Origin of the sequence: Scytonema hankhaensis NUACC26, assembly GCF_045865695.1 — a bacterium.
Taxonomy (GTDB): domain Bacteria; phylum Cyanobacteriota; class Cyanobacteriia; order Cyanobacteriales; family Nostocaceae; genus Scytonema.
The window spans coordinates 1-18318 of record NZ_BAACAP010000166.1 but is presented as its reverse complement, the minus strand read 5'-3'; the positions used below and the strand labels follow the sequence as shown (position 1 = coordinate 18318).

The 18318-nt window shown below is 40.6% G+C and carries 17 protein-coding genes; 7 read left to right on the top strand and 10 right to left on the bottom strand.

Annotation, left to right across the window (positions count from 1 at the left end; all coding sequences use genetic code 11):
• Position 1 precedes the first annotated feature (1 nt).
• Positions 2-952, bottom strand: coding sequence for an ATP adenylyltransferase family protein (locus ACKTT2_RS13840; RefSeq protein WP_407887717.1), 951 nt, complete (start codon positions 950-952; stop codon positions 2-4).
• Between the two features lie 213 nt (positions 953-1165).
• On the opposite strand from ACKTT2_RS13840, the gene ACKTT2_RS13835 reads away from it, so the two are divergent.
• A complete protein-coding gene (locus ACKTT2_RS13835; protein ID WP_407887715.1) occupies positions 1166-1615 on the top strand; it encodes a hypothetical protein in 450 nt (149 codons plus the stop codon).
• A 79-nt stretch (positions 1616-1694) separates the two neighbouring features.
• Here ACKTT2_RS13835 and ACKTT2_RS13830 read toward each other — a convergent pair whose 3' ends face one another.
• A complete protein-coding gene (locus ACKTT2_RS13830; protein ID WP_407887713.1) occupies positions 1695-2558 on the bottom strand; it encodes an alpha/beta fold hydrolase in 864 nt (287 codons plus the stop codon).
• A 135-nt stretch (positions 2559-2693) separates the two neighbouring features.
• On the opposite strand from ACKTT2_RS13830, the gene ACKTT2_RS13825 reads away from it, so the two are divergent.
• Genes ACKTT2_RS13825 through ACKTT2_RS13810 form a run of 4 tightly spaced genes read left to right on the top strand, consistent with a single transcriptional unit; the run spans position 2694 to position 5877 of the window.
• On the top strand, positions 2694-3509 hold the full coding sequence (locus ACKTT2_RS13825; protein ID WP_407887711.1) for a DUF1206 domain-containing protein: 816 nt from the start codon (positions 2694-2696) through the stop codon (positions 3507-3509).
• Positions 3510-3566: 57 nt separating this feature from the next.
• The gene (locus ACKTT2_RS13820; protein ID WP_407887710.1) at positions 3567-4724 is read left to right on the top strand and encodes a glycoside hydrolase family 10-like protein; all 1158 of its coding nucleotides are present in this window, start codon (positions 3567-3569) and stop codon (positions 4722-4724) included.
• Positions 4725-4772: 48 nt separating this feature from the next.
• Positions 4773-5171, top strand: a complete 399-nt coding sequence (locus tag ACKTT2_RS13815; RefSeq protein ID WP_407887754.1) for a C6orf136 family protein — start codon at positions 4773-4775, stop codon at positions 5169-5171.
• Position 5172: 1 nt separating this feature from the next.
• Positions 5173-5877: a diacylglycerol/polyprenol kinase family protein gene (locus ACKTT2_RS13810; RefSeq protein WP_407887708.1), complete on the top strand. Its 705-nt coding sequence runs from the start codon at positions 5173-5175 to the stop codon at positions 5875-5877.
• Positions 5878-6021: 144 nt separating this feature from the next.
• Here the strand turns inward: ACKTT2_RS13810 and ACKTT2_RS13805 are convergent, their stop codons facing one another.
• Together ACKTT2_RS13805 and ACKTT2_RS13800 are read right to left on the bottom strand one after the other, a co-directional pair.
• A complete protein-coding gene (locus ACKTT2_RS13805) occupies positions 6022-7512 on the bottom strand; it encodes a carotenoid oxygenase family protein (RefSeq protein ID WP_407887752.1) in 1491 nt (496 codons plus the stop codon).
• 180 nt (positions 7513-7692) lie between these two features.
• Positions 7693-9144: a folate/biopterin family MFS transporter gene (locus tag ACKTT2_RS13800; protein WP_407887706.1), complete on the bottom strand. Its 1452-nt coding sequence runs from the start codon at positions 9142-9144 to the stop codon at positions 7693-7695.
• Positions 9145-9401: 257 nt separating this feature from the next.
• On the opposite strand from ACKTT2_RS13800, the gene ACKTT2_RS13795 reads away from it, so the two are divergent.
• Positions 9402-9950, top strand: a complete 549-nt coding sequence (locus ACKTT2_RS13795; protein ID WP_407887704.1) for a COP23 domain-containing protein — start codon at positions 9402-9404, stop codon at positions 9948-9950.
• A 71-nt stretch (positions 9951-10021) separates the two neighbouring features.
• Here the strand turns inward: ACKTT2_RS13795 and ACKTT2_RS13790 are convergent, their stop codons facing one another.
• The 6 genes from ACKTT2_RS13790 to ACKTT2_RS13765 all read right to left on the bottom strand — a co-directional run bounded on the left by ACKTT2_RS13790 (position 10022) and on the right by ACKTT2_RS13765 (position 17148).
• A complete protein-coding gene (locus ACKTT2_RS13790; RefSeq protein WP_407887702.1) occupies positions 10022-10666 on the bottom strand; it encodes a PsbP-related protein in 645 nt (214 codons plus the stop codon).
• Positions 10667-10726: 60 nt separating this feature from the next.
• Entirely contained in the window at positions 10727-12982 is a 2256-nt protein-coding gene (locus tag ACKTT2_RS13785) for a tetratricopeptide repeat protein (protein ID WP_407887700.1), read from the bottom strand.
• A 623-nt stretch (positions 12983-13605) separates the two neighbouring features.
• Positions 13606-14736 carry a beta-ketoacyl-ACP synthase gene (locus ACKTT2_RS13780; RefSeq protein WP_407887698.1) on the bottom strand — a complete coding sequence of 377 codons (1131 nt, stop codon included), beginning with the start codon at positions 14734-14736 and terminating at the stop codon, positions 13606-13608.
• A gap of 2 nt (positions 14737-14738) precedes the next feature.
• Complete coding sequence (locus ACKTT2_RS13775) at positions 14739-15548, bottom strand: peptidylprolyl isomerase (protein ID WP_407887696.1); 810 nt, start codon at positions 15546-15548, stop codon at positions 14739-14741.
• Between the two features lie 113 nt (positions 15549-15661).
• Positions 15662-16459, bottom strand: coding sequence for a peptidylprolyl isomerase (locus ACKTT2_RS13770; RefSeq protein ID WP_407887694.1), 798 nt, complete (start codon positions 16457-16459; stop codon positions 15662-15664).
• A 92-nt stretch (positions 16460-16551) separates the two neighbouring features.
• Positions 16552-17148, bottom strand: a complete 597-nt coding sequence (locus ACKTT2_RS13765) for a photosystem I assembly protein Ycf4 (RefSeq protein WP_407887693.1) — start codon at positions 17146-17148, stop codon at positions 16552-16554.
• Positions 17149-17566: 418 nt separating this feature from the next.
• Between ACKTT2_RS13765 and ACKTT2_RS13760 the strand changes: the two genes are divergently transcribed.
• Positions 17567-18318: photosynthetic reaction center family protein (locus ACKTT2_RS13760; protein WP_407887691.1), on the top strand; the 752-nt coding region annotated here is incomplete at its 3' end.

The following is an 18318-nucleotide window of genomic DNA, read 5'->3' as shown; positions in this document are numbered from 1 at the left end:
CTCACTGCTCACTGCTCACTGATTTAGCGACCTTCTTCAGAAGAGTCATTGGTCCAATGTCTTTGAGCAGTTGCATCTGTTGCTCATTTTTCACAAATAAAGAACCAGCAAATCCCAGTGAGTTGACAGAAATCGATTCAAAACTTTCTTGCGATCGCGGTACGATTAACATCCATTGTCGGGTAACTAGCAAATTGTAAGGAGCTGATTGCTTGTTTTCGCTTCCCGGAGCGTTTTCTATACCTACATTTTTGAGAAGGGTACGGTAGCACTCAAAGGTAACTTCGGTAGTGGCTAATGGTGACTCTATGTTCTTGACATTTAATCGTGTATATGCGTTCACAAAAGGGAATCTTGGTATAGTTGTTATAGAGCTTTGAAACTTGGCAGATGCCAACAAAGGCTCGATTGGTATCTGAGAACCACTTGGAATAAATGGAAGCGGAACCAATTGCAAGTGCTTGTGTCTCTGACTCGCACCTGCAACTTTACCACCGTTGTAAAATACCAAACCATCAATTTCAGCCAAGCAAGCTTGTACAGCAGCAAAGTCTTCTAATGTCAGTAAACTTTCTTGTTCTTCAAAAGCACGAGTAATAATCAGGAGGTGATAATCCACTACATTATATTTGTTCAAAATACATACATGAGTGTCTGAAAGATCGGCTACAAACAAATCCTGTTCATAGGGGAGAAAAGGATTAAATTCTTTCCCAGGACGGACGATTTGTTTGAGCTGCTCTTTTTTGGCTGCATCTTTACGAACTAGATTAGATAAGACCCGTACTAGGAAGCAAACGCCATCTTGTTCAACAAATTCAAACTCTGTGGGAATTGTCAGCAAAGCTTGCTTGGTAAGAGCATACTCAGTCTGTTCTTTAACACGTTGCCATAACATACCGGGTTGTAGCAGTGTTATTCTCCCCTGTGACGCAGATTTTTCTCCTGACATAATTAACTATTTGTATAAAAAAAATTTTAAAAAACATTATCTTTACTGTACCGAATATGTAGCACTTCCAGTTTTAAGGGAGAATAAAAACATCGAAAATCAGAGGGTACCAAGAAAAGAATCATTTGAGGTTGAGTGCGATCGTGACAGCCCTGTTTGTAGCTACTTTGATAGATGTTACACTCCCATCAGCCGTTTTATCAATCCACAAAAATGCTCCACAACGAACCAGAATTGCCACTCTCGCAAATGGTAAATACCAGTTTTGCAGCGAACCCGATCCTAGAGATTGGCAAGATGGAGCAGGAGTTTGTTTTAATTTTAGTAAAACAGGCGATCGCGCCATTCGGATACTATGGTTATCCTCACTCAGATCGTTTTGTTTGCATAAGAGGTGAAGTCAATGACAGTTCGATTAAAGGAGAAGCTTTAGAAATATTATGGGATGTGAATCCTGAGTCCAATATTTCAAAGTCCAATATTGAGTGGGACTCCGAGGGGCGCTTAACACTTGGTAAAGGAAACATTGTTCGTACTGAAGAAGGTATGGATGGTACTATTCATTGGATTTTATTTCCTAAAGCTTCATTAAACGTGAAAGGATTCTATCGTTACACTGCCCCTCGCATGACACCTCCATCACAATTGTGTCTGTGGCGCTAGTATTTTTACCTCAAACGTAGGGTGGGCATTGCCCACCATTGTTTATAAGGGGCACTAAGGGGGGTAAATTACATACTTATTACCTTTCTAAAAACTCTCGAATATACTGATTAACCAATTGAGGCTGTTCTTGCTGTACCCAATGACTACAGTTAGGAATATATTTAATTTGCAAATCTCTTACATAAGCATTTGTACCATATGTCATTTCTTTACCTAATGCTATATCGTTTTCTGCCCATATCATTAATGTTGGCACTTCCAATACACCCCAACTGCCATTCATAATTTTTTGTTGAGAAAAATTGCGGTAATAGTTTAACATCGCTGTTAAAGCACCTCGTTTTGAGGCTGCATTTTTATAAGCTTCAATATCTTCTTGAGTAAAAGCATTTTTGTCGATCGCTAATCCTCTAAAAGCATTTTCTAATAATTGATAATCTGAAGCTTGTATGAAAAACTCAGGTAAACTAGGAAGTTGAAAAAAGAAGGCGTAGGAACTACGCAATAACTGTTGTGGAGTTCTTAATCCTTCACTAAATTTTGCAGGATGAGGCAAATTGAGGATAATTAATTGCTCTACAATATTAGGATAAGAATAGGCGAAATTCCATGCGATCGCACCTCCCCAATCATGTCCCACCAAAGTACACTTTTCGTATCCTAAACCTGTAATAACACCCTCAATATCTCTAACAAATTCATCCATTATATAAGCAGATTTATTCTTTGGCTTATCACTGTCATTGTATCCGCGCAAGTCAAGAGCAACGACTTTAAAATCTTTAGCAAATTCTGGTATTTGATGACGCCAAGAATACCAAAACTCAGGAAAGCCGTGTAACATCAACATTAAAGGACCCTCTCCCTGAGTTACATAATGCAGTTTCAATCCGTTAGTCAGAATATATTCGTGCTTCCAAGTCTCTTGTGTAACAAACATTGTTAGTGTCCTTTGTCATTTGTCATTTGTCATTTGTTATTTATCTACTAAATTATTCAATCCTTTCCTTTGGATAGATGTATTGTTTTAAGAAATTTGATAAATCTTTAGCCATAATTACACTAATCAAATAGTATGACGCAACAGTTAATAGATTATCACTCACCTTGGATTGAGAAACTCGCTCGATTCGGTTATATATCTAAAGGAATAGTTTATAGTATTGTTGGACTACTAGCAGCACAAGCGGCTTTTGGTAGTGGTGGAAAAACAACCGATACTCAAGGTGCTTTGCATACAATTGTTGGTCAACCCTTTGGAAAGTTTTTGCTTGCTTTAGTAGCCATTGGGTTACTTGGATATGTTGTTTTACGGTTTGTACAAGCAATCAAAGATCCAGAAAACAAAGGCACTGATGCTAAAGGAATAGCACAAAGAATTGGTTATGTAATTAATGGTTTTATATATGCAGGTTTAGCTTGGACTGCAGTGCAAATTATTTTAGGTTCTGGTAACTCTGGTAGTAGTAACTCTACACAAGATTGGACAGCACGACTTCTTTCTCAGCCTTTTGGTCAATGGTTAGTTGGTACTATAGGGGCATTTACTATCGGTTTGGGTTTCTATGAGTTTTATGAAGCCTTTCGTGCTAAATTTAGACGAAAACTTGACTTAACTGAATTAGATGACTCAGAACGAAAGTTAGTCATGGGTATTTCAAGATTTGGTTTAGTAGCAAGGGGCATAGTTTTTTGTATTATTGGCTGGTTTTTGATTCAAGCAGCAACATCGTCTGATGCTAGTAAAGCAGGTGGGTTAGATTTGGCTTTGCAAACGCTAGCACAACAACCTTATGGTCCTTGGCTTTTAGGTATTGTTGCCCTAGGTTTGATTGCATACGGCATTTATATGGTTATTCAAGCGCGATACCGTCATGTAATGATACGTTAATCGACCAGTGACCAATGACCAGTGACCAGTGGACAAATGACAAATGACAAATGACAAATGACAAATGACAACCCAGAAATACGAGGCGTTTGGCTGACTGCTACTGATAGCAAAGTTCTCAATTCACAGCAAAATGTTGCAGAAGCGATACAATTTCTTGCTGAGACAGGATTTAATGTTGTTTTTCCCGTAGTTTGGACTCGGGGAACAACAATATATCCTAGTCAAGTTGTGCAACAAACCTTTGGTACAGACATTCAGCCGCTTTTTACTGGGCGCGATCCTTTAGCAGAATTGATTGTGGAAGCACAACAAGTAGGGCTAAAGGTCATTCCTTGGTTAGAATATGGATTTGCTAGTTCCTATAATTTGAATGGTGGATTACTCCTAGCAAAAAAGCCTGAATGGGCGGCGATTGACAGTGAGGGCAATCTACTGAAAAAGAACGGTTTTGAGTGGTTAAATGCTCTTGACCCGGAAGTTCAAGGTTTCATGTTAAGCTTGGTGTTGGAAATCATTAAAAACTATGCAGTCGATGGTATCCAAGGTGACGATCGCTTTCCTGCTTTGCCTAGTGAAGGTGGTTACGATCGCAATACTATGGGTAGATATCGTCAGCAGTTTGGTGAAGAACCTCCAAAGAATCCCAAAGACGAACAATGGCTGCAATGGCGTGCCGATATTCTCACTGAATTTCTAACTCAACTATATCAGGAAGTCAAAGCAGTCAATCCCAACCTCATTATATCTATTGCCCCTAATATTCATGATTGGGCGTATAAAGAATACCTACAGGACTCTCCTACCTGGATAGAAAAGGGGTTGGTAGATATTATTCATCCGCAAATTTATCGACGAGACTTTGCTGCATACAAAGAAATTGTTGATAGATTCGTTACCCAACAGTTTACAGACACTACCTTGCCAAGATTAGCACCAGGGATTCTCATGAAAGTGGGTTCTTACCGTATTAGCCCAGAGTATTTAATACAAAGTATTCAGTATAACCGAAGTCTCGGCATTTTTGGAGAAGTCTTTTTTTTCTATGAAGGTTTGCGAGAAAACAACAATGCCCTAGCCCAAGTGTTACAACAAAATCCCTACTCCCAGCCTGCTACATTTCCTTCCCTATTAGACTTAAATCGAGGTAGAGTAGTCAGGACGACATTATCTGTTTTTCAAAAGCTGATAGGTTTTCTGAAGAATCTTATATAAGATTTGAGGAGCGATCGCGTGGAATATGATTTTCAAGTAGAAAGAGTCATGGAGACTCTCAGATACGATTTGCCAACATTATTTGAAAAAGACATATCTTACGAAATTTACACGCGAGATATATCTTTTCAAGACCCTGTTAACAAATTCAAAGGAAAACTCAGCTATCGCATTATTTTTTGGACATTACGATTCCACGCACAACTTTTCTTTACTAAAATTTTCTTTGATTTACATGAAGTGCTTCAATCAAATAAGGATATAGTTTTAGCAAAATGGACAGTTCGCGGCGTCTTGCGCGTTCCTTGGAAAGCCAAACTCTATTTTAATGGTTACTCAACTTATAAACTCAACCATGATGCTTTAATTTACGAACATATTGACACTTGGGATAGAAAACCTGGAGAGATTTTGCAGCAGTTTTTCCGTAAAGGAGGAGATGTTTAAGATGTTGTCTCTAACTTTTAATTTTAGTCCACTTTCAGGAAATTTGATAGCTACATTACTAACCTTTGTTTATGTATTTGGATTAATAAACCTGTTGAAGTGGTGTGTATTAAAATTTAATTTGCCACAAGATATTAGTCGTAAAATTGTTCATATTGGCGCGGGTTCTACTATTGGATTTTTACCTCTTTACAACGATTTACACTGGTCTAAGTACCTAAATGTATCAGTTTTTGTCTTATGGATTTTTCTCCTCGTGCAGAAAGGGCTGTTTGCCAGTCCAGAAGATGAAGCTGTTGTCACCATGACGCGCACGGGTGATAGGCAAGAACTCTTGAAGGGACCTCTTTTTTTCGTTATTGTGGCTACGATTTGCGGTACGTTCTTTTATAAAGATTTTTCTGGAATTGTCGCAATGGCAAGCTTAGGTTGGGGTGATGGTATTGCACCAATTGTTGGTAGTCGAATCGGTAGAATCAAGTACACAATTTTAAGTACTAAAACACTAGAAGGTACTCTTGCAATGTTGATTTTTGCCTTCATTGCTAGTGTCTTTTTTGTTTGGCTTATTATACCGATTCATCTGGATTTTATAAGAATTTTCATATTAGCCTTGGTAGCTACCCTTATAGAAGGATGTAGCCCAAAAGAAGTTGACAATATTTTGATACCAATAGCAGTTGTTATCGCAGCAAATTTTCTGTAGGTTGGGTTGAGGAACGAAACCCAACGTAATTGGGAATGCTTACTTAGAGGCTTCATCTTCCGCCTTGAATAAATAGCGAGACAGAGCCTCTAGTAATGCATTCCCAGCCAGAAGCTGGGAACGAGGAAGTGAGTGGGGGTATTTTCAAAGAAAACATTTAGAGACAAAATTACCATGTAAACCATAAGGCACATGATGCTTGAGATGCAATTTTGCGATCGCACCCCGTTCAAGGTCTTTAGCATCTAAAATAACTACATCTGAACGATGATGGGTAGAATTATACACCAAACCCACGACCCAACCATCATCTTCGCTTTCAGAACCAGGACGAGGTACAAAAATGGGTTCGCTTACAAAACCATGAGGTGCAGCACTCCAAAGTTGTCGTTGACCAGATTCTAAATCAATTTTTAAATATGCCTGTAACGGTGCATTCCCACGATTTGCGTGTGCTACACTCATATACAAATAACGGTATGGACGCCCCACTTTTTGAGGATGCATAGTGGGAAATTCACAGCACTGACTTTCCAATAACGTTCTTTGTACAGTTTCCTCTTTAAGATTTAGATTGAAACGCCATAATTGTCCCGGTTGAAGCGCATCAAAATCAACTTCCCGAAAATCACTTTCCGGTTGCACTTCTGGAAGTGATTCGTAGCAAATAGAGTCAACCACAACTTCATCCCCCACCTCAAAAGCATTAGCATGGTGGAACACAAAGCCAGATTGCGTTTCTATAATCTGAACTTTTTTCTGTTTCGGATTGCGAGAAATAATGATGATGCGAGTCGGTTGGTGCGGCTGAAACTTAATACACTCTCCTGCACCCCGCACTCCCAAAACAAAGGGTAAGGGGTTAAAGGTGACGGAATTTTGAAAAAAGATACAGTAATTTGGAGTGATAGCAAAATCGTGGATAAAGGCAAAACCTGGCACACTATGAGGGTGCTTGGTAACGACTTCACCTTTATCGTTTAGCTCAAAAATAGTAATTGTAGTGGAGAGTCCCGGCTTGATAGAAAAGTTAACTAGTCTTGGTACTCCATCATCACCACAACTGGGGTCAAAACGAGGATGGGCGGAGAAAGCTTCCCCTTCTGACAAAACACCATTTAAATGTTCTTTCCCTAACGTCTCCAAACTGTAAGGATCGAGGCGATGGGGATCGGCTGCTTCCCATAAGGCAAGCAATTTTCCACCCCAGTAAATTACGTTGGTATTAGCAATATTTTTGGTTCTGAAATCAAAGGCATTTGCCAGCACTCCTCCAGGCTTTTGCGTACCGAATACGCCGCGATAGAGAATCTTGCCAGCTTTTTGTTCTTCTAAATAGGCTGCAGTACGGACATAGCGGTTACTGAAATGGGCGCGTCCATCAACAAAGGTGACGCGAGAAATCATCCCATCTCCATCAAAGGGGTGGTGAATCCTTTGACCGTTAATCTCCAACAATCCCGGACCATTTCTAAATAAAGTGCCGTGAAGTTCTGGGGGAATTTGCCCTTCTATATCGTTAATCCAATAATCAAACTCTTGTTTGAGAGATTGATATCCTGCTTGCCAACTAGCACGATTGTATGATTTTTCTGGAACTGTAGAGGCTCGTTCGTAGAGTTGAAAAGATTGCATATCTTTAACTTTTAGTTGTTGGTTGTATAGGACAGGCGTCTCGCCTGTCATCGTTAATAGGTTGTGTAGGACAGGCGTCTCGCCTGTCATCGTTAATAGGTTGTGTAGGACAGGCGTCTCGCCTGTCATCGTTAATAGATAGTTATTGGTTATTTGCTACTAACTACTAACCACTAACCATTAACCATTAACTAATGATTGTTCTCCATCTTTGGTTGGAACTGATGGTAGTACTTGTGCGGATGCTGGTTGTAATTTTTGTGTTTCTGTAGTTTCGTTTTGAGAGTCAGAGGACGGCAGCCATTTCAGGAAGGGTAATGGTAGTAATGTGCTGAGGTTTGTAAGCAGAACTAACAACCACAGAGAATCAAAATTTGATTCTGTGATGCCCATTAAGTGCATCAATCCCGCCCCGAGTTCGTAGGAAAGTAATCCTGCCAAATTTGTTACGGACATTAGGAGGGCAAATAAGGTTGCTTCCACACCAGCAGGACAAAGCCTTGCTGCTAGTACTAAAATGGGCATATAAGCTATTTGCCCCATGACAGTTAAAATGAGACTGTCACCTAAACTGAACCAGTGGTCATCTATACCTAAAGCGCGATTGGTATGAGTGACTAACAGCAGCATTGTCATTCCTAACACTGTTGATATGACTGCACTCCAACCAAAGATAACTCTGTAGGGAACGGTTTTGAGAAAACGCTGAAAAATCCAAATACCAATTAAGGATGCAAGGCTTGTTACTAGGCGCACTCGTCCTAAAAATTCTGGCTCAAAGTGCAGTTCGTTGGTGGTAAAGAAGAAGAAAGCTGAGTCTGCACTTGGTGTAGCTTGCCAAAGGAAAAGAAATAATGTCGGTAGCCAAATTGTTTTCTGAGTGATGGCTTTACGCAGTTGTCCGACTTGATGCTTAATGTTATCAAAATTTGCGCGTTCGCCCCTGGCGCAAGCCGTACCCGGCTTATCGCTGTTATTTGCGTCTCGCTCGATAGGTGATTCAGTAATCAGCCAAGCCACCAAAGAGACAATCAGTGGGAATACTGCCGTAATCCAAAAAACTGTGCGTGTGGTGAAGTGCTGTAGCAACAAACCGCTAAAGTATGCTGTAATCAAACCTCCTAAAGCAGATGTACCCCAAGTTAAAGACTGTAGAGAACCTGCTTCTGCTTGAGATTCTTTTCTTGCTCTTGCGACTACCAACGAATCAACAATGACATCACTGACGGCAACAGAAAGGGAACCTAACGAGATTACCAGTGTAGCGGCTATCGGTGTATGGACAATTGTAGCAAGACTAACCCAAGAAGTTGCTCCCAGTATTCCTGACAGCACTAAATAAGGTCGTCGGCGGTAGCCAAATATGGGAAATCCATCCGAAATGAAACCAAATAGCGGCTTGATAATCCAAGGAAGGGCTACTATGCCTAACATTGCCGAAACTTGAGCTGGGGTTAGCCCCAATTCATCCTTGAGGAAGAAGCTAACGGCAAGACGTGCTAATCCTAAAATGCCCTGTACAAAGTACACGGTAAGAATAGCGACTAACTCGGTAGTCAGTTCGTTACCGAAAAAAACTTTTTCCTTTACTGAGTCTTTGACCTTGGACAAGCCAGAGGAGGAAACCAGCATTGATAAATAATTTTTAAGATTTATCGACTTTTATATATCATATCTATTTTTTGTGAAGAGAGTGTAGAGATGCTAAAATTTACCAAGTTTTTAATAGATTCACGAATTGACGAATTTACACATATGAATGAGGGTATCTAATTGAGGCGGTACTCAATGGCATGGTTTTCGATATAAATATTTCACTAACATAAATCTTAAGTATATTACAGTATAAACTGTTATAATATTTTATAATTTTAAAGTATTTTTACTGAATGATGAAGTTACAGCTATCTGCTAAAAAATTTACGGCGATCGCAGTTGGTATAGCATCACTTGCTGCTTTTGCCATGACTGCAATCTATAATCAGCCCTCTCAGGCACAAAGCACAAACTTTTTCTGCCAAAAGAGTCAAGGCGTACCAGCTACCTATGCTCGTACCCAAAGTGGAAATATTGCAATTATTCGCTGGATATCTGGTGAGTTCCCTCCTCCTTGGACACCAATGCAGCGTTGTATTGAGGTATCTCGAAGATTTCAGAAGAATTATGACAACGGTACTCTGAAAATTCTGAAACTTGGTAGTTTTAATCAGCAAACAGTCCTATGCGCTGCTACTAGTATCAACGACTCTTGTACGGATAACACCTTATTATTTACTTTTAAGCCTGGTAGTAAGCCCAAGCAGACTCTGGAAAGGTTATTAGATAAGCGTGGCTTAGCAGCTGGGAAGATATTGACTGAAAGTAAAGACGATAGTTCTCTCTACATTGATGTGAATCTGTATTTAAACTACGCTACTGTTGATACCAATCCTTTATAAGGATGTATAGAAAGAATCTTACTACCTACGGCATTTCCCCTTTAATTCCGTATGTACTTACGTAAATACATTCACTTTGACTTTTTAGCTTTTATTTGTAATGATTTAATTATATCGTTTACTATTGGTAAATATTTGTCATACTTATCTTCTTTGGCATTATAGCTAACATAATATGCCTGAAAATTGTTCAGGTTCCAAACATCCATATTTTTGATACGTATATTTTTATTTAAACCTGTATAAACTACTCTGTAACTCCTATTACCTGCCAAAATGTCCTCACTTTCACTTATAATTTGGGCATTTTTAATATTTTTAAGTATATCTTGTTTGACCAAATTAGTATATTCTATTAGTGTAAAACTGGCTTTTGTCTCCACAGTAACAGTTACCTTCTCTTGAAACTTATCTGAATTATTTTCTTTAGGAGAAATAAATTCAACGATCTCTCCAGTAATTGGATTATAGATATTTCGTACTTGCCAGTCTTTAGGATACTGAACGCTGATTCCATAATCAATATTTTCATAGGCAGTAAATTCAGTTTTTGACCGTTCGGGAAATACCTTCTCACGTATGTCTTTCGGAAGGGAAGCCCAAGCAACTATAGTTGTAGGTAAGGCAAGAACAATTCCAATTACTTCGATAGGGTGTTCTTTAGAAAGTTTTTTTAAAGATTGAAAGAGTTGGGAAAATCTATTGTTGATACTCATTAGTAGAATATATAGTAGTTGTACTTAAGAACGTACTACACTAGATAAATTTCATAGCGTTCACAACTCTAACTCCTGTTTTTGAAACCGTTTAATTAATTGCAGCACTTTTTGGTATTGTTCTGTATCACCTTGTTCTAAATAGAGATTAGCAGCTTTTTTTAAATCCGCGATCGCTCCTTCTTCGTCTCCTAAATCATAACGGACAAATCCCCGATTATTGTAAACCTCAGCAAACTTGGGCTCGATTTTAAGAGCTTGGTTGTAATCTTCAATTGCCCCTTTGTCGTCTCCCAACTGTCTGCGGGTATACCCTCGGTTATTGTAGGCTATGGCATCGTTGGGATTGATTTTCAGGGCTTGGTTGTAATCTTCAATTGCCCCTTTGTCGTCTCCCAACTGTCTCCGAGCCGATCCTCGATTATTGTAGGCAGTAGCGTATTTGGGATTGATTTTCAGGGCTTGGTTATAATCTTCAATTGCCCCTTTGTCATCTCCTAAATTACTGCGGGCTAATCCTCGACCATTGTAAGCATTGGCATAATTAGGATTAATTTTGAGGGCTTGGTTATGATCTTCAATTGCCCCTTTGTTATCGCCTAACTTACTCCGGTCATATCCTCGGTTACTATAAGCAGTATCATAGTTGGGATCGATTTTAAGGGCTTGGTTATAATCTTCAATTGCTCCTTTGTTATCGCCTAACTTACTCCGGGCTAATCCTCGACCATTGTAAGCATTGGCATAGTTGGGATTAATTTTGAGGGCTTGGTTATAATCTTCAATTGCCCCTTTGTCATCTCCTAGATCGGCACGGGTATATCCTCGGTTGCTATAAGCGGTATCGTAGTTTGAATCGATCTTAAGGGCTTGGTTATAATCTTCAATTGCTCCTTTGTTATCTCCTAACTCACTCCGAGCATATCCCCGGTTGTTGTAAACATTGGCTAACTTAGGATCGATCTTGAGAGCTTGGTTGTAGTCTTCAATCGCCGCTTTGTTGTCTCCCAAGTTAGCGCGAGCCAATCCTCTGCGGTTGTAAACATTGGCTAACTTGGGATCGATCTTGACAGCTTGGTTATAATCTTCAATCGCCCCTTTGTGGTCTCCCAAGTTAGCGCGAGCTAATCCTCTTCCGTGGTAAACGTCTGCATCATTAGGAGCGATCTTGAGAGCTTGGTTATAATCTTCAATCGCCCCTTTGTTGTCTCCTAATTTATAGCGTGCTGCTCCCCTATATAGGTAGGCATCAGCAATATTAGGATCGAGGCGAATAATTTGAGTGAAATCTTCAATCGCCCCCTTATTATCTTCCAATTGATAGCGCACTATTCCCCTGGCTGCATAGGTATCACCGGACTTGGAATCAATCTTAATTGCTTGGTTAACGTCTTCAATTGCCTCCTTTTTATTTCCTAACACTAACTGGGCGAATCCTCTATAAGCGTAGGCATTAGCATAATTGGGATTGAGACGAATCGCCTGGGTATAATCAGCAATAGCTCCTTGAAAGTCTTTTTTCTTAAATTTATCCTGACCCTGAAGAAAGAAGTCATCAGCCTTCGGTGCTGTAACTACAGGCTTGCTGGGGAGGCGAACACCCACATCTACGCCTATTTTGGCTGACAGTTTCAAAAAGGTATTAATCGGAATGCCTAAATTAATCCCTGATTTGATAATAATATCAGGATTTTTCTCAAAGACTTGAAAGATCGGTATAGTGTCTCCTTTACCATGGATTCCAATTAGTTCACCATTATCATTTAATACTGGTCCCCCACTCATCCCTGGCATCGTATTATTGCTGTAAAGCAACGCATAGCCATCACGCAGGGGTTTTGAAGCATTAGCCGTAATCCGCCCGTCGATAAAGTTGTAAATTTTATCAGTAATTGCTGCTGTCGTTTGCGGAAATCCAGCTATGTAGGCTGTTGTCCCTTCTGTAGAGTTATCCGAGTTTCCTATTTTAGCAACAACGTAAATTTGGCTACTAGTAAACTGTAGAATAGCTAAGTCTATATCCGGCAGTTTTTTCACAGTATTGTAATTGAGCGCATAACGCTGACCACCTGCGGTAACAATTTCATATTTAACTTGATTGGCTATTACATGCTGAGCAGTCAAAACTGTGTAAGTATCGCCCTCTTTTTTTATAATTACTCCCGTTCCGGAACTATCTTTATTGTCAATTAATACAGTCATTGCCTTAGCTATCTTCGACACCTCTGATGAAGATAGGGCTATAGCCATTTGTGGTTGAATAAAGGCGATCGCTACTCCCATCAACACTGGTGTAAGCGCATAATCTAATTTCATAATATAATTTTCAATGATTGGAATTTTAGTAGATGAACCCATGCATTTTTTCTTTTTAATCTAACTTCTAAAATTGGAAATTTTGTAGAAGCGTTATCCAGTTAGCTAGGTGTGTCTGTCTTAAAAATTCCACTTTACTCTCGGTTCGATTATACAGCCATCCTCAATCCTTTATGAACAATTTTAGGTACTGTGAGGTGAATCAATATCCACTAAAAGACTTAGTGTTAAGAATTGCCCGTCTAAGATAGATTTTGCAAACCCAATAGAATTGCTATATCCAAATAATTTTTAGGTTTTCAATTAATTTCTCTGACAATATTAATATATTTGATTGTGTTCTTGAGAGTATTCTACAGCTTAGTTAAAAGTGATTCCAGAAAACCTTAGAAAAATAGATAAAAATTTTCATCACTCGTTAGAACTTCGATTCTTCCTAATTTAGATGTTTTACAACAGTCGGCTGCTACTAACAACTTGAATTTTCCAGAAATTAACCTCAGCAGTACAACATATTCTTTTAGCAATGGTATAATGACCCAAACAATGAAAATTTAGCTTTTTCTTGTTCTGGGATTTATCGCGATACAATTAATAAATTATTTTTTTGACGAAATATAATATTAGTCATAAGTCGTCAAAGCCATCGCTGTATTTTGCCCGCCAAAGCCAAAACTCAAACAAAGCACGTTGTGAATTTTGCTCGAGCGTATTTCTTTGACCAAATCTAAATCAAAGTCAGGATTGCTCAACCCAACACAAGGTGGTATCTTTTGATGCTGTAATGCCATGAGAGAAAAGGCAATACCTAAAGCTCCTGAAGCTCCTAGAGTATGACCTGTTGCTCCTTTCGTTGAACTGACTGCAACGCCTTGAGGAAACAACTGCTGTATAACTTTGCTTTCCATGCGATCGTTCATTTGCGTTGCCGTACCGTGGGCATGAATATAATCAATATCATTGAAGGTTAAGCGAGCGCTGTTTAAACATTGTACGATCGCTTGTTTTGCACCCCTACCTTCTGGATCGGGAGAGTTAGCATGATATGCATCTGCTGTCAAGCCAAAACTGAGGACTCGACCATAAACCTTAGCTTGACGCTGGAGTGCTAACTCCTCTGACTCTAAAACAAACACAGCACCACCTTCTGCTAGCGCCAAACCTTCTCGATTCAAATCAAAAGGGTAAACTCCTGTATTTGCCAAAGCCCCCATTTGTTGAAACCCAGTTAACGTTAGAGGTGTTATTGGCACTTCCACTGCACCTGCGATCGCTCTCTGACATTGCCCAGTTAGAATGAGGTTAGCGGCTTGTGCAATTGCCCAAATTCCTGTAGAACAAGCTGCCATAGGAACTAAAACGATTCCACACGAGCCAATTTGCCGTGCGACTGCGATCGCATTCATGTGAGGCAAAGTTTCTAACCAATCTTCTGAGCAGATACTTGGTAAGTCGGGAGACCTCATCATCTTCTCCCACAAACCCTGATTGCTGCGGCTCGAACCAATAACTACTCCACAATCAGTTAAAGGTGGAAGTAAATTGGCATCCTGCAATGCCATAGAAACAACCAACTGAGTGAGTGTTCTCAATCTCATTGGTTCTTCCTCAATCATTCCCAGAGGATAGGATTTTAATTCTGGAAACGGTTGGTGTAGCTTAATTCCAGATTTACCTGCAATCAACTGTTGCCAGCTTTCCTCTAAACTTTTACCTAAAGTAGAAACAAGACCAATACCAGTGATAACGACCACTTTTATTTCAAGTTTTCTGCACCTTGAGTGACTTTAGCTGAGTCAATGCGATCGCCTTGCTGAATTTTGTCAACTACGTCCATTCCTTCTTTGACATAGCCGAACACAGCGTAATTACCATCAAGTGGGGGTAAATCGGATAAAGCAAAGTAAAACTGAGAGGATGCAGAGTCAGGCATTTGCGATCGCGCCATTGCCACTGCACCCCGTGTATGCTTTAACACTGGTTGTGAAGACACTTCTGCATCTGCATCCTTAAGAGGTTTACTATATATTGGTTTTTCTGAACCTAGCGGCTTAATTTCTAAAGGTATGTAACGAATTTTATTTGTTTTTGGATCGATAAAACTACCCGTGCCTAGATCGGTAACTGGTACTTTTGGGTCTTTACTTTGAGGATCTCCGCCTTGCACCACAAAAGGACTTGGATCTTTCTCAACTCTATGGAACATTAACCCGTTGTATGCACCTCGCTGAACCAAATCTACAAAATTACCTGCCGTGATGGGCGCATTTGTACCATCCACTTCGATAGTGATGGGCGAACCTTTGACTATCATGACTACAGTTGCTTTGCCTTCAAGCCGTGGTAATTCTTTGAATCCGGGAATGCTCTCGCTAGTATTTTCCGATTCAGGAGTTGTCTCTGGGTTTGCCGTCTCGGTACTTGTCTGTGTTGATAACTCGGAACTTGTTTGAGTAGCGGTAGATGTTGGAGAGGAATTGGAAGCGACTTGAGATGTCGAACAGCTGCCAAGCAGGAACGCACTGAAAATGAAAACGAAGAAGAATTTGGAACAGTTTAACTGCATTGCTTAGGGACTAGGGATTGGGGACTAGGGATTGGGGATTAGGGATAGAGGATTAGGAGTGGGAAGTTGAGAAAATATGTATTCCCTACTCCCTACTCTCTACTCCCTATTCCCTACTTCTTCAAGTTTTCCGCACCTTCAGTCACTTTAGCTGAGTCAATGCGATCGCCTTGTTGAATTTTGTTAACAACGTCCATGCCATTGGTGACGTAACCAAAAACAGCATAGCTACCATCTAGGAAACTGAGGTTGTCCAGAGCAAAATAAAATTGGGATGATGCAGAGTCTGGCATTTGCGATCGCGCCATTGCCACTGCCCCTAATTTATGCTGAAGTACGGGTTGTTTATTGATACGTGCCGATTCAAAAGTTTTGCTGTAAACTGGTTCCTCCGATCCTTGTGGCTTAATTTCTAGAGGTATGCGACGCTCTTTGCCAGTTTTTGGCTCGATATAACCGCCTGTTCCCAAGCGGCTTGCTGGTACTTTTGAGTCTTTACTTTGTGGGTCACCCCCTTGAACCACAAACGGTTGGGGCTGGCGTACAACCCTATGGAAAACTAAGCCATCGTACACGCCTTTTTGGACTAAATCTACAAAATTGCCTGCAGTAATAGGGGCATTTTTACCATCCAATTCAATAGTGATGGGCGAGCCGCCAACACTCATCACTACAGTTGCTTTGCCTTCGAGCCGTGGGTAGTCGTTCATTCTGGGAGTACTCTTGTTTGTAAGTTGAGATACAAGGGTTGCTTGTTTAGTTAAATTCCCGAAAGTTAACTGGGTAGTTGCTTGGTTCGGCGTGACAGTTGATAGAGAACTGGCTACAGATGGCTCTATAAAACCACCGCTTAGCCATAAGATACCAACCATCAATAAAGCAACTGCTAATTTGGAAATATTAGACCGCATTATCAAGTACAGCAATAATTCAGTGACCAGTGAGCAGTAACCAGTTACCAATAATCAATAGCTGGTAACTGGTCACTGTTCACTGGTCACTGTTACAGTCCTTCCAAAGGTACTTCTAAAAAGCGGGCTAATTGAGCGCCTTGAGTTTCCAACTCTTGCAATGACATGGGTTGACCTACTGGCGATAAAGGAATGTCTCGACGACCTTTAACACGTAAGTACAGCGAGCGACGGGGGTTAATGCCCTCCCTAATATCGACTCGAACGGATTGCACATCTTGAGTGCTGCAATCAATTTCTATACGACGGTTTTTGCCGGGAAACCCCCATCGAAAAATTTTCACTTTTCCTGTTTCCCGATTGAAATCGTTGTACCCGCCGCCTATATCCCAAAGAACCGTTAACCACAAGTACAGAGACAAAAGTAGACCGGCAGAACCGTACAAACCCATTACTAAGCCTTGGGGATAGAAAACCAGTTGCGTTGGGTCTGTTACTAAAAGTAAATTAACTTTTAAATAACTCGAAATTCCGGCTAGTAAAAAGCCTACAGATCCTATAGAGACTACAGTTGCCCACCAGTAGTTACTGAACCGACGGGAACCGAGAACCTTTTGATGCAGAACGTTTGAAGTAGAGTTACCCTCTGAAGGGAACTCGCCTTTGTTAATGGTTGTTGATGCCGTCATGTAAGCGAACTACCTTAGCACTGATAGATACTCTCTACTAAGTTTGCCACTAGAGCGCGTGTATTGCAAGTTTTGTGAGATTTCTGAGAAAAGTTGTGTCAGATTGTAAAAATTCTGATATTAATTATAAGTAGTAGGTTTGTGCTTTATACCTAATTTTTAAGTGCTAATCGAGCACAAAGCCAAACTAATGTGATAAGTTAAGAATCATTAAGTTTCTACAAGCTGAATTACCAACTGGTAGAAACTATTGTGACACTAGATATTTAAGTGACCTCTATGAGGTTTTATGAGAAACTTGACTACTAGTGGTAGTAGTTTCTCACAAAGTCAGTTGCTGTTAGGCATCTGTAAGTGTCATAAGCAAAACCTTAATTCCTCAAAAAGTTGCAATTTTAGTAAAGAGGATTTAGTCCAAATGACCATCGCAGTTGGACGCGCCCCCAGTACAAGAGGGTGGTTTGACGTACTAGACGACTGGTTGAAGCGCGATCGTTTCGTATTCGTAGGTTGGTCGGGGATATTACTGTTTCCCTGTGCTTTCCTAGCCCTCGGCGGTTGGCTGACCGGTACAACATTCGTAACAAGCTGGTACACACACGGCTTGGCGTCCTCCTACTTGGAAGGGTGTAACTTCTTGACAGTAGCAGTATCCACACCAGCAGACAGCATGGGACATTCCTTGTTGCTGCTGTGGGGACCAGAAGCACAAGGAGATTTCACTCGTTGGTTCCAACTAGGTGGATTGTGGCCATTCGTAGCACTGCACGGAGCTTTCGGTCTGATTGGATTCATGCTCAGACAGTTTGAAATCGCCAGACTCGTAGGCATCAGACCATACAATGCGATCGCATTTTCTGCACCGATAGCAGTGTTCGTGAGCGTGTTCTTGATGTACCCATTGGGACAATCATCCTGGTTCTTCGCACCCAGCTTTGGAGTGGCAGCAATCTTCCGCTTCTTGCTGTTCCTGCAAGGGTTCCACAACTGGACACTCAACCCCTTCCACATGATGGGAGTGGCTGGGGTACTCGGTGGAGCATTGTTGTGCGCGATCCACGGCGCAACAGTAGAAAACACACTGTTTGAAGATGGAGATGGCTCGAACACATTCCGTGCGTTCAACCCCACCCAAGCAGAAGAAACCTACTCCATGGTGACAGCAAACCG

What these genes read in the sequence shown, in the direction of transcription:
- ACKTT2_RS13820 (WP_407887710.1), top strand. Translation starts at nt 3,567, where the DNA reads ATGACAAATGACAACCCAGAAATACGAGGCGTTTGGCTGACTGCTACT.
- ACKTT2_RS13785 (WP_407887700.1), bottom strand. Translation starts at nt 12,982, where the DNA reads ATGAAATTAGATTATGCGCTTACACCAGTGTTGATGGGAGTAGCGATC.
- ACKTT2_RS13805 (WP_407887752.1), bottom strand. Translation starts at nt 7,512, where the DNA reads ATGCAATCTTTTCAACTCTACGAACGAGCCTCTACAGTTCCAGAAAAA.
- ACKTT2_RS13770 (WP_407887694.1), bottom strand. Translation starts at nt 16,459, where the DNA reads ATGCGGTCTAATATTTCCAAATTAGCAGTTGCTTTATTGATGGTTGGT.
- ACKTT2_RS13835 (WP_407887715.1), top strand. Translation starts at nt 1,166, where the DNA reads ATGCTCCACAACGAACCAGAATTGCCACTCTCGCAAATGGTAAATACC.
- ACKTT2_RS13815 (WP_407887754.1), top strand. Translation starts at nt 4,773, where the DNA reads ATGGAGACTCTCAGATACGATTTGCCAACATTATTTGAAAAAGACATA.
- ACKTT2_RS13830 (WP_407887713.1), bottom strand. Translation starts at nt 2,558, where the DNA reads ATGTTTGTTACACAAGAGACTTGGAAGCACGAATATATTCTGACTAAC.
- ACKTT2_RS13795 (WP_407887704.1), top strand. Translation starts at nt 9,402, where the DNA reads ATGATGAAGTTACAGCTATCTGCTAAAAAATTTACGGCGATCGCAGTT.
- ACKTT2_RS13765 (WP_407887693.1), bottom strand. Translation starts at nt 17,148, where the DNA reads ATGACGGCATCAACAACCATTAACAAAGGCGAGTTCCCTTCAGAGGGT.
- ACKTT2_RS13840 (WP_407887717.1), bottom strand. Translation starts at nt 952, where the DNA reads ATGTCAGGAGAAAAATCTGCGTCACAGGGGAGAATAACACTGCTACAA.
- ACKTT2_RS13810 (WP_407887708.1), top strand. Translation starts at nt 5,173, where the DNA reads ATGTTGTCTCTAACTTTTAATTTTAGTCCACTTTCAGGAAATTTGATA.
- ACKTT2_RS13800 (WP_407887706.1), bottom strand. Translation starts at nt 9,144, where the DNA reads ATGCTGGTTTCCTCCTCTGGCTTGTCCAAGGTCAAAGACTCAGTAAAG.
- ACKTT2_RS13825 (WP_407887711.1), top strand. Translation starts at nt 2,694, where the DNA reads ATGACGCAACAGTTAATAGATTATCACTCACCTTGGATTGAGAAACTC.
- ACKTT2_RS13775 (WP_407887696.1), bottom strand. Translation starts at nt 15,548, where the DNA reads ATGCAGTTAAACTGTTCCAAATTCTTCTTCGTTTTCATTTTCAGTGCG.
- ACKTT2_RS13790 (WP_407887702.1), bottom strand. Translation starts at nt 10,666, where the DNA reads ATGAGTATCAACAATAGATTTTCCCAACTCTTTCAATCTTTAAAAAAA.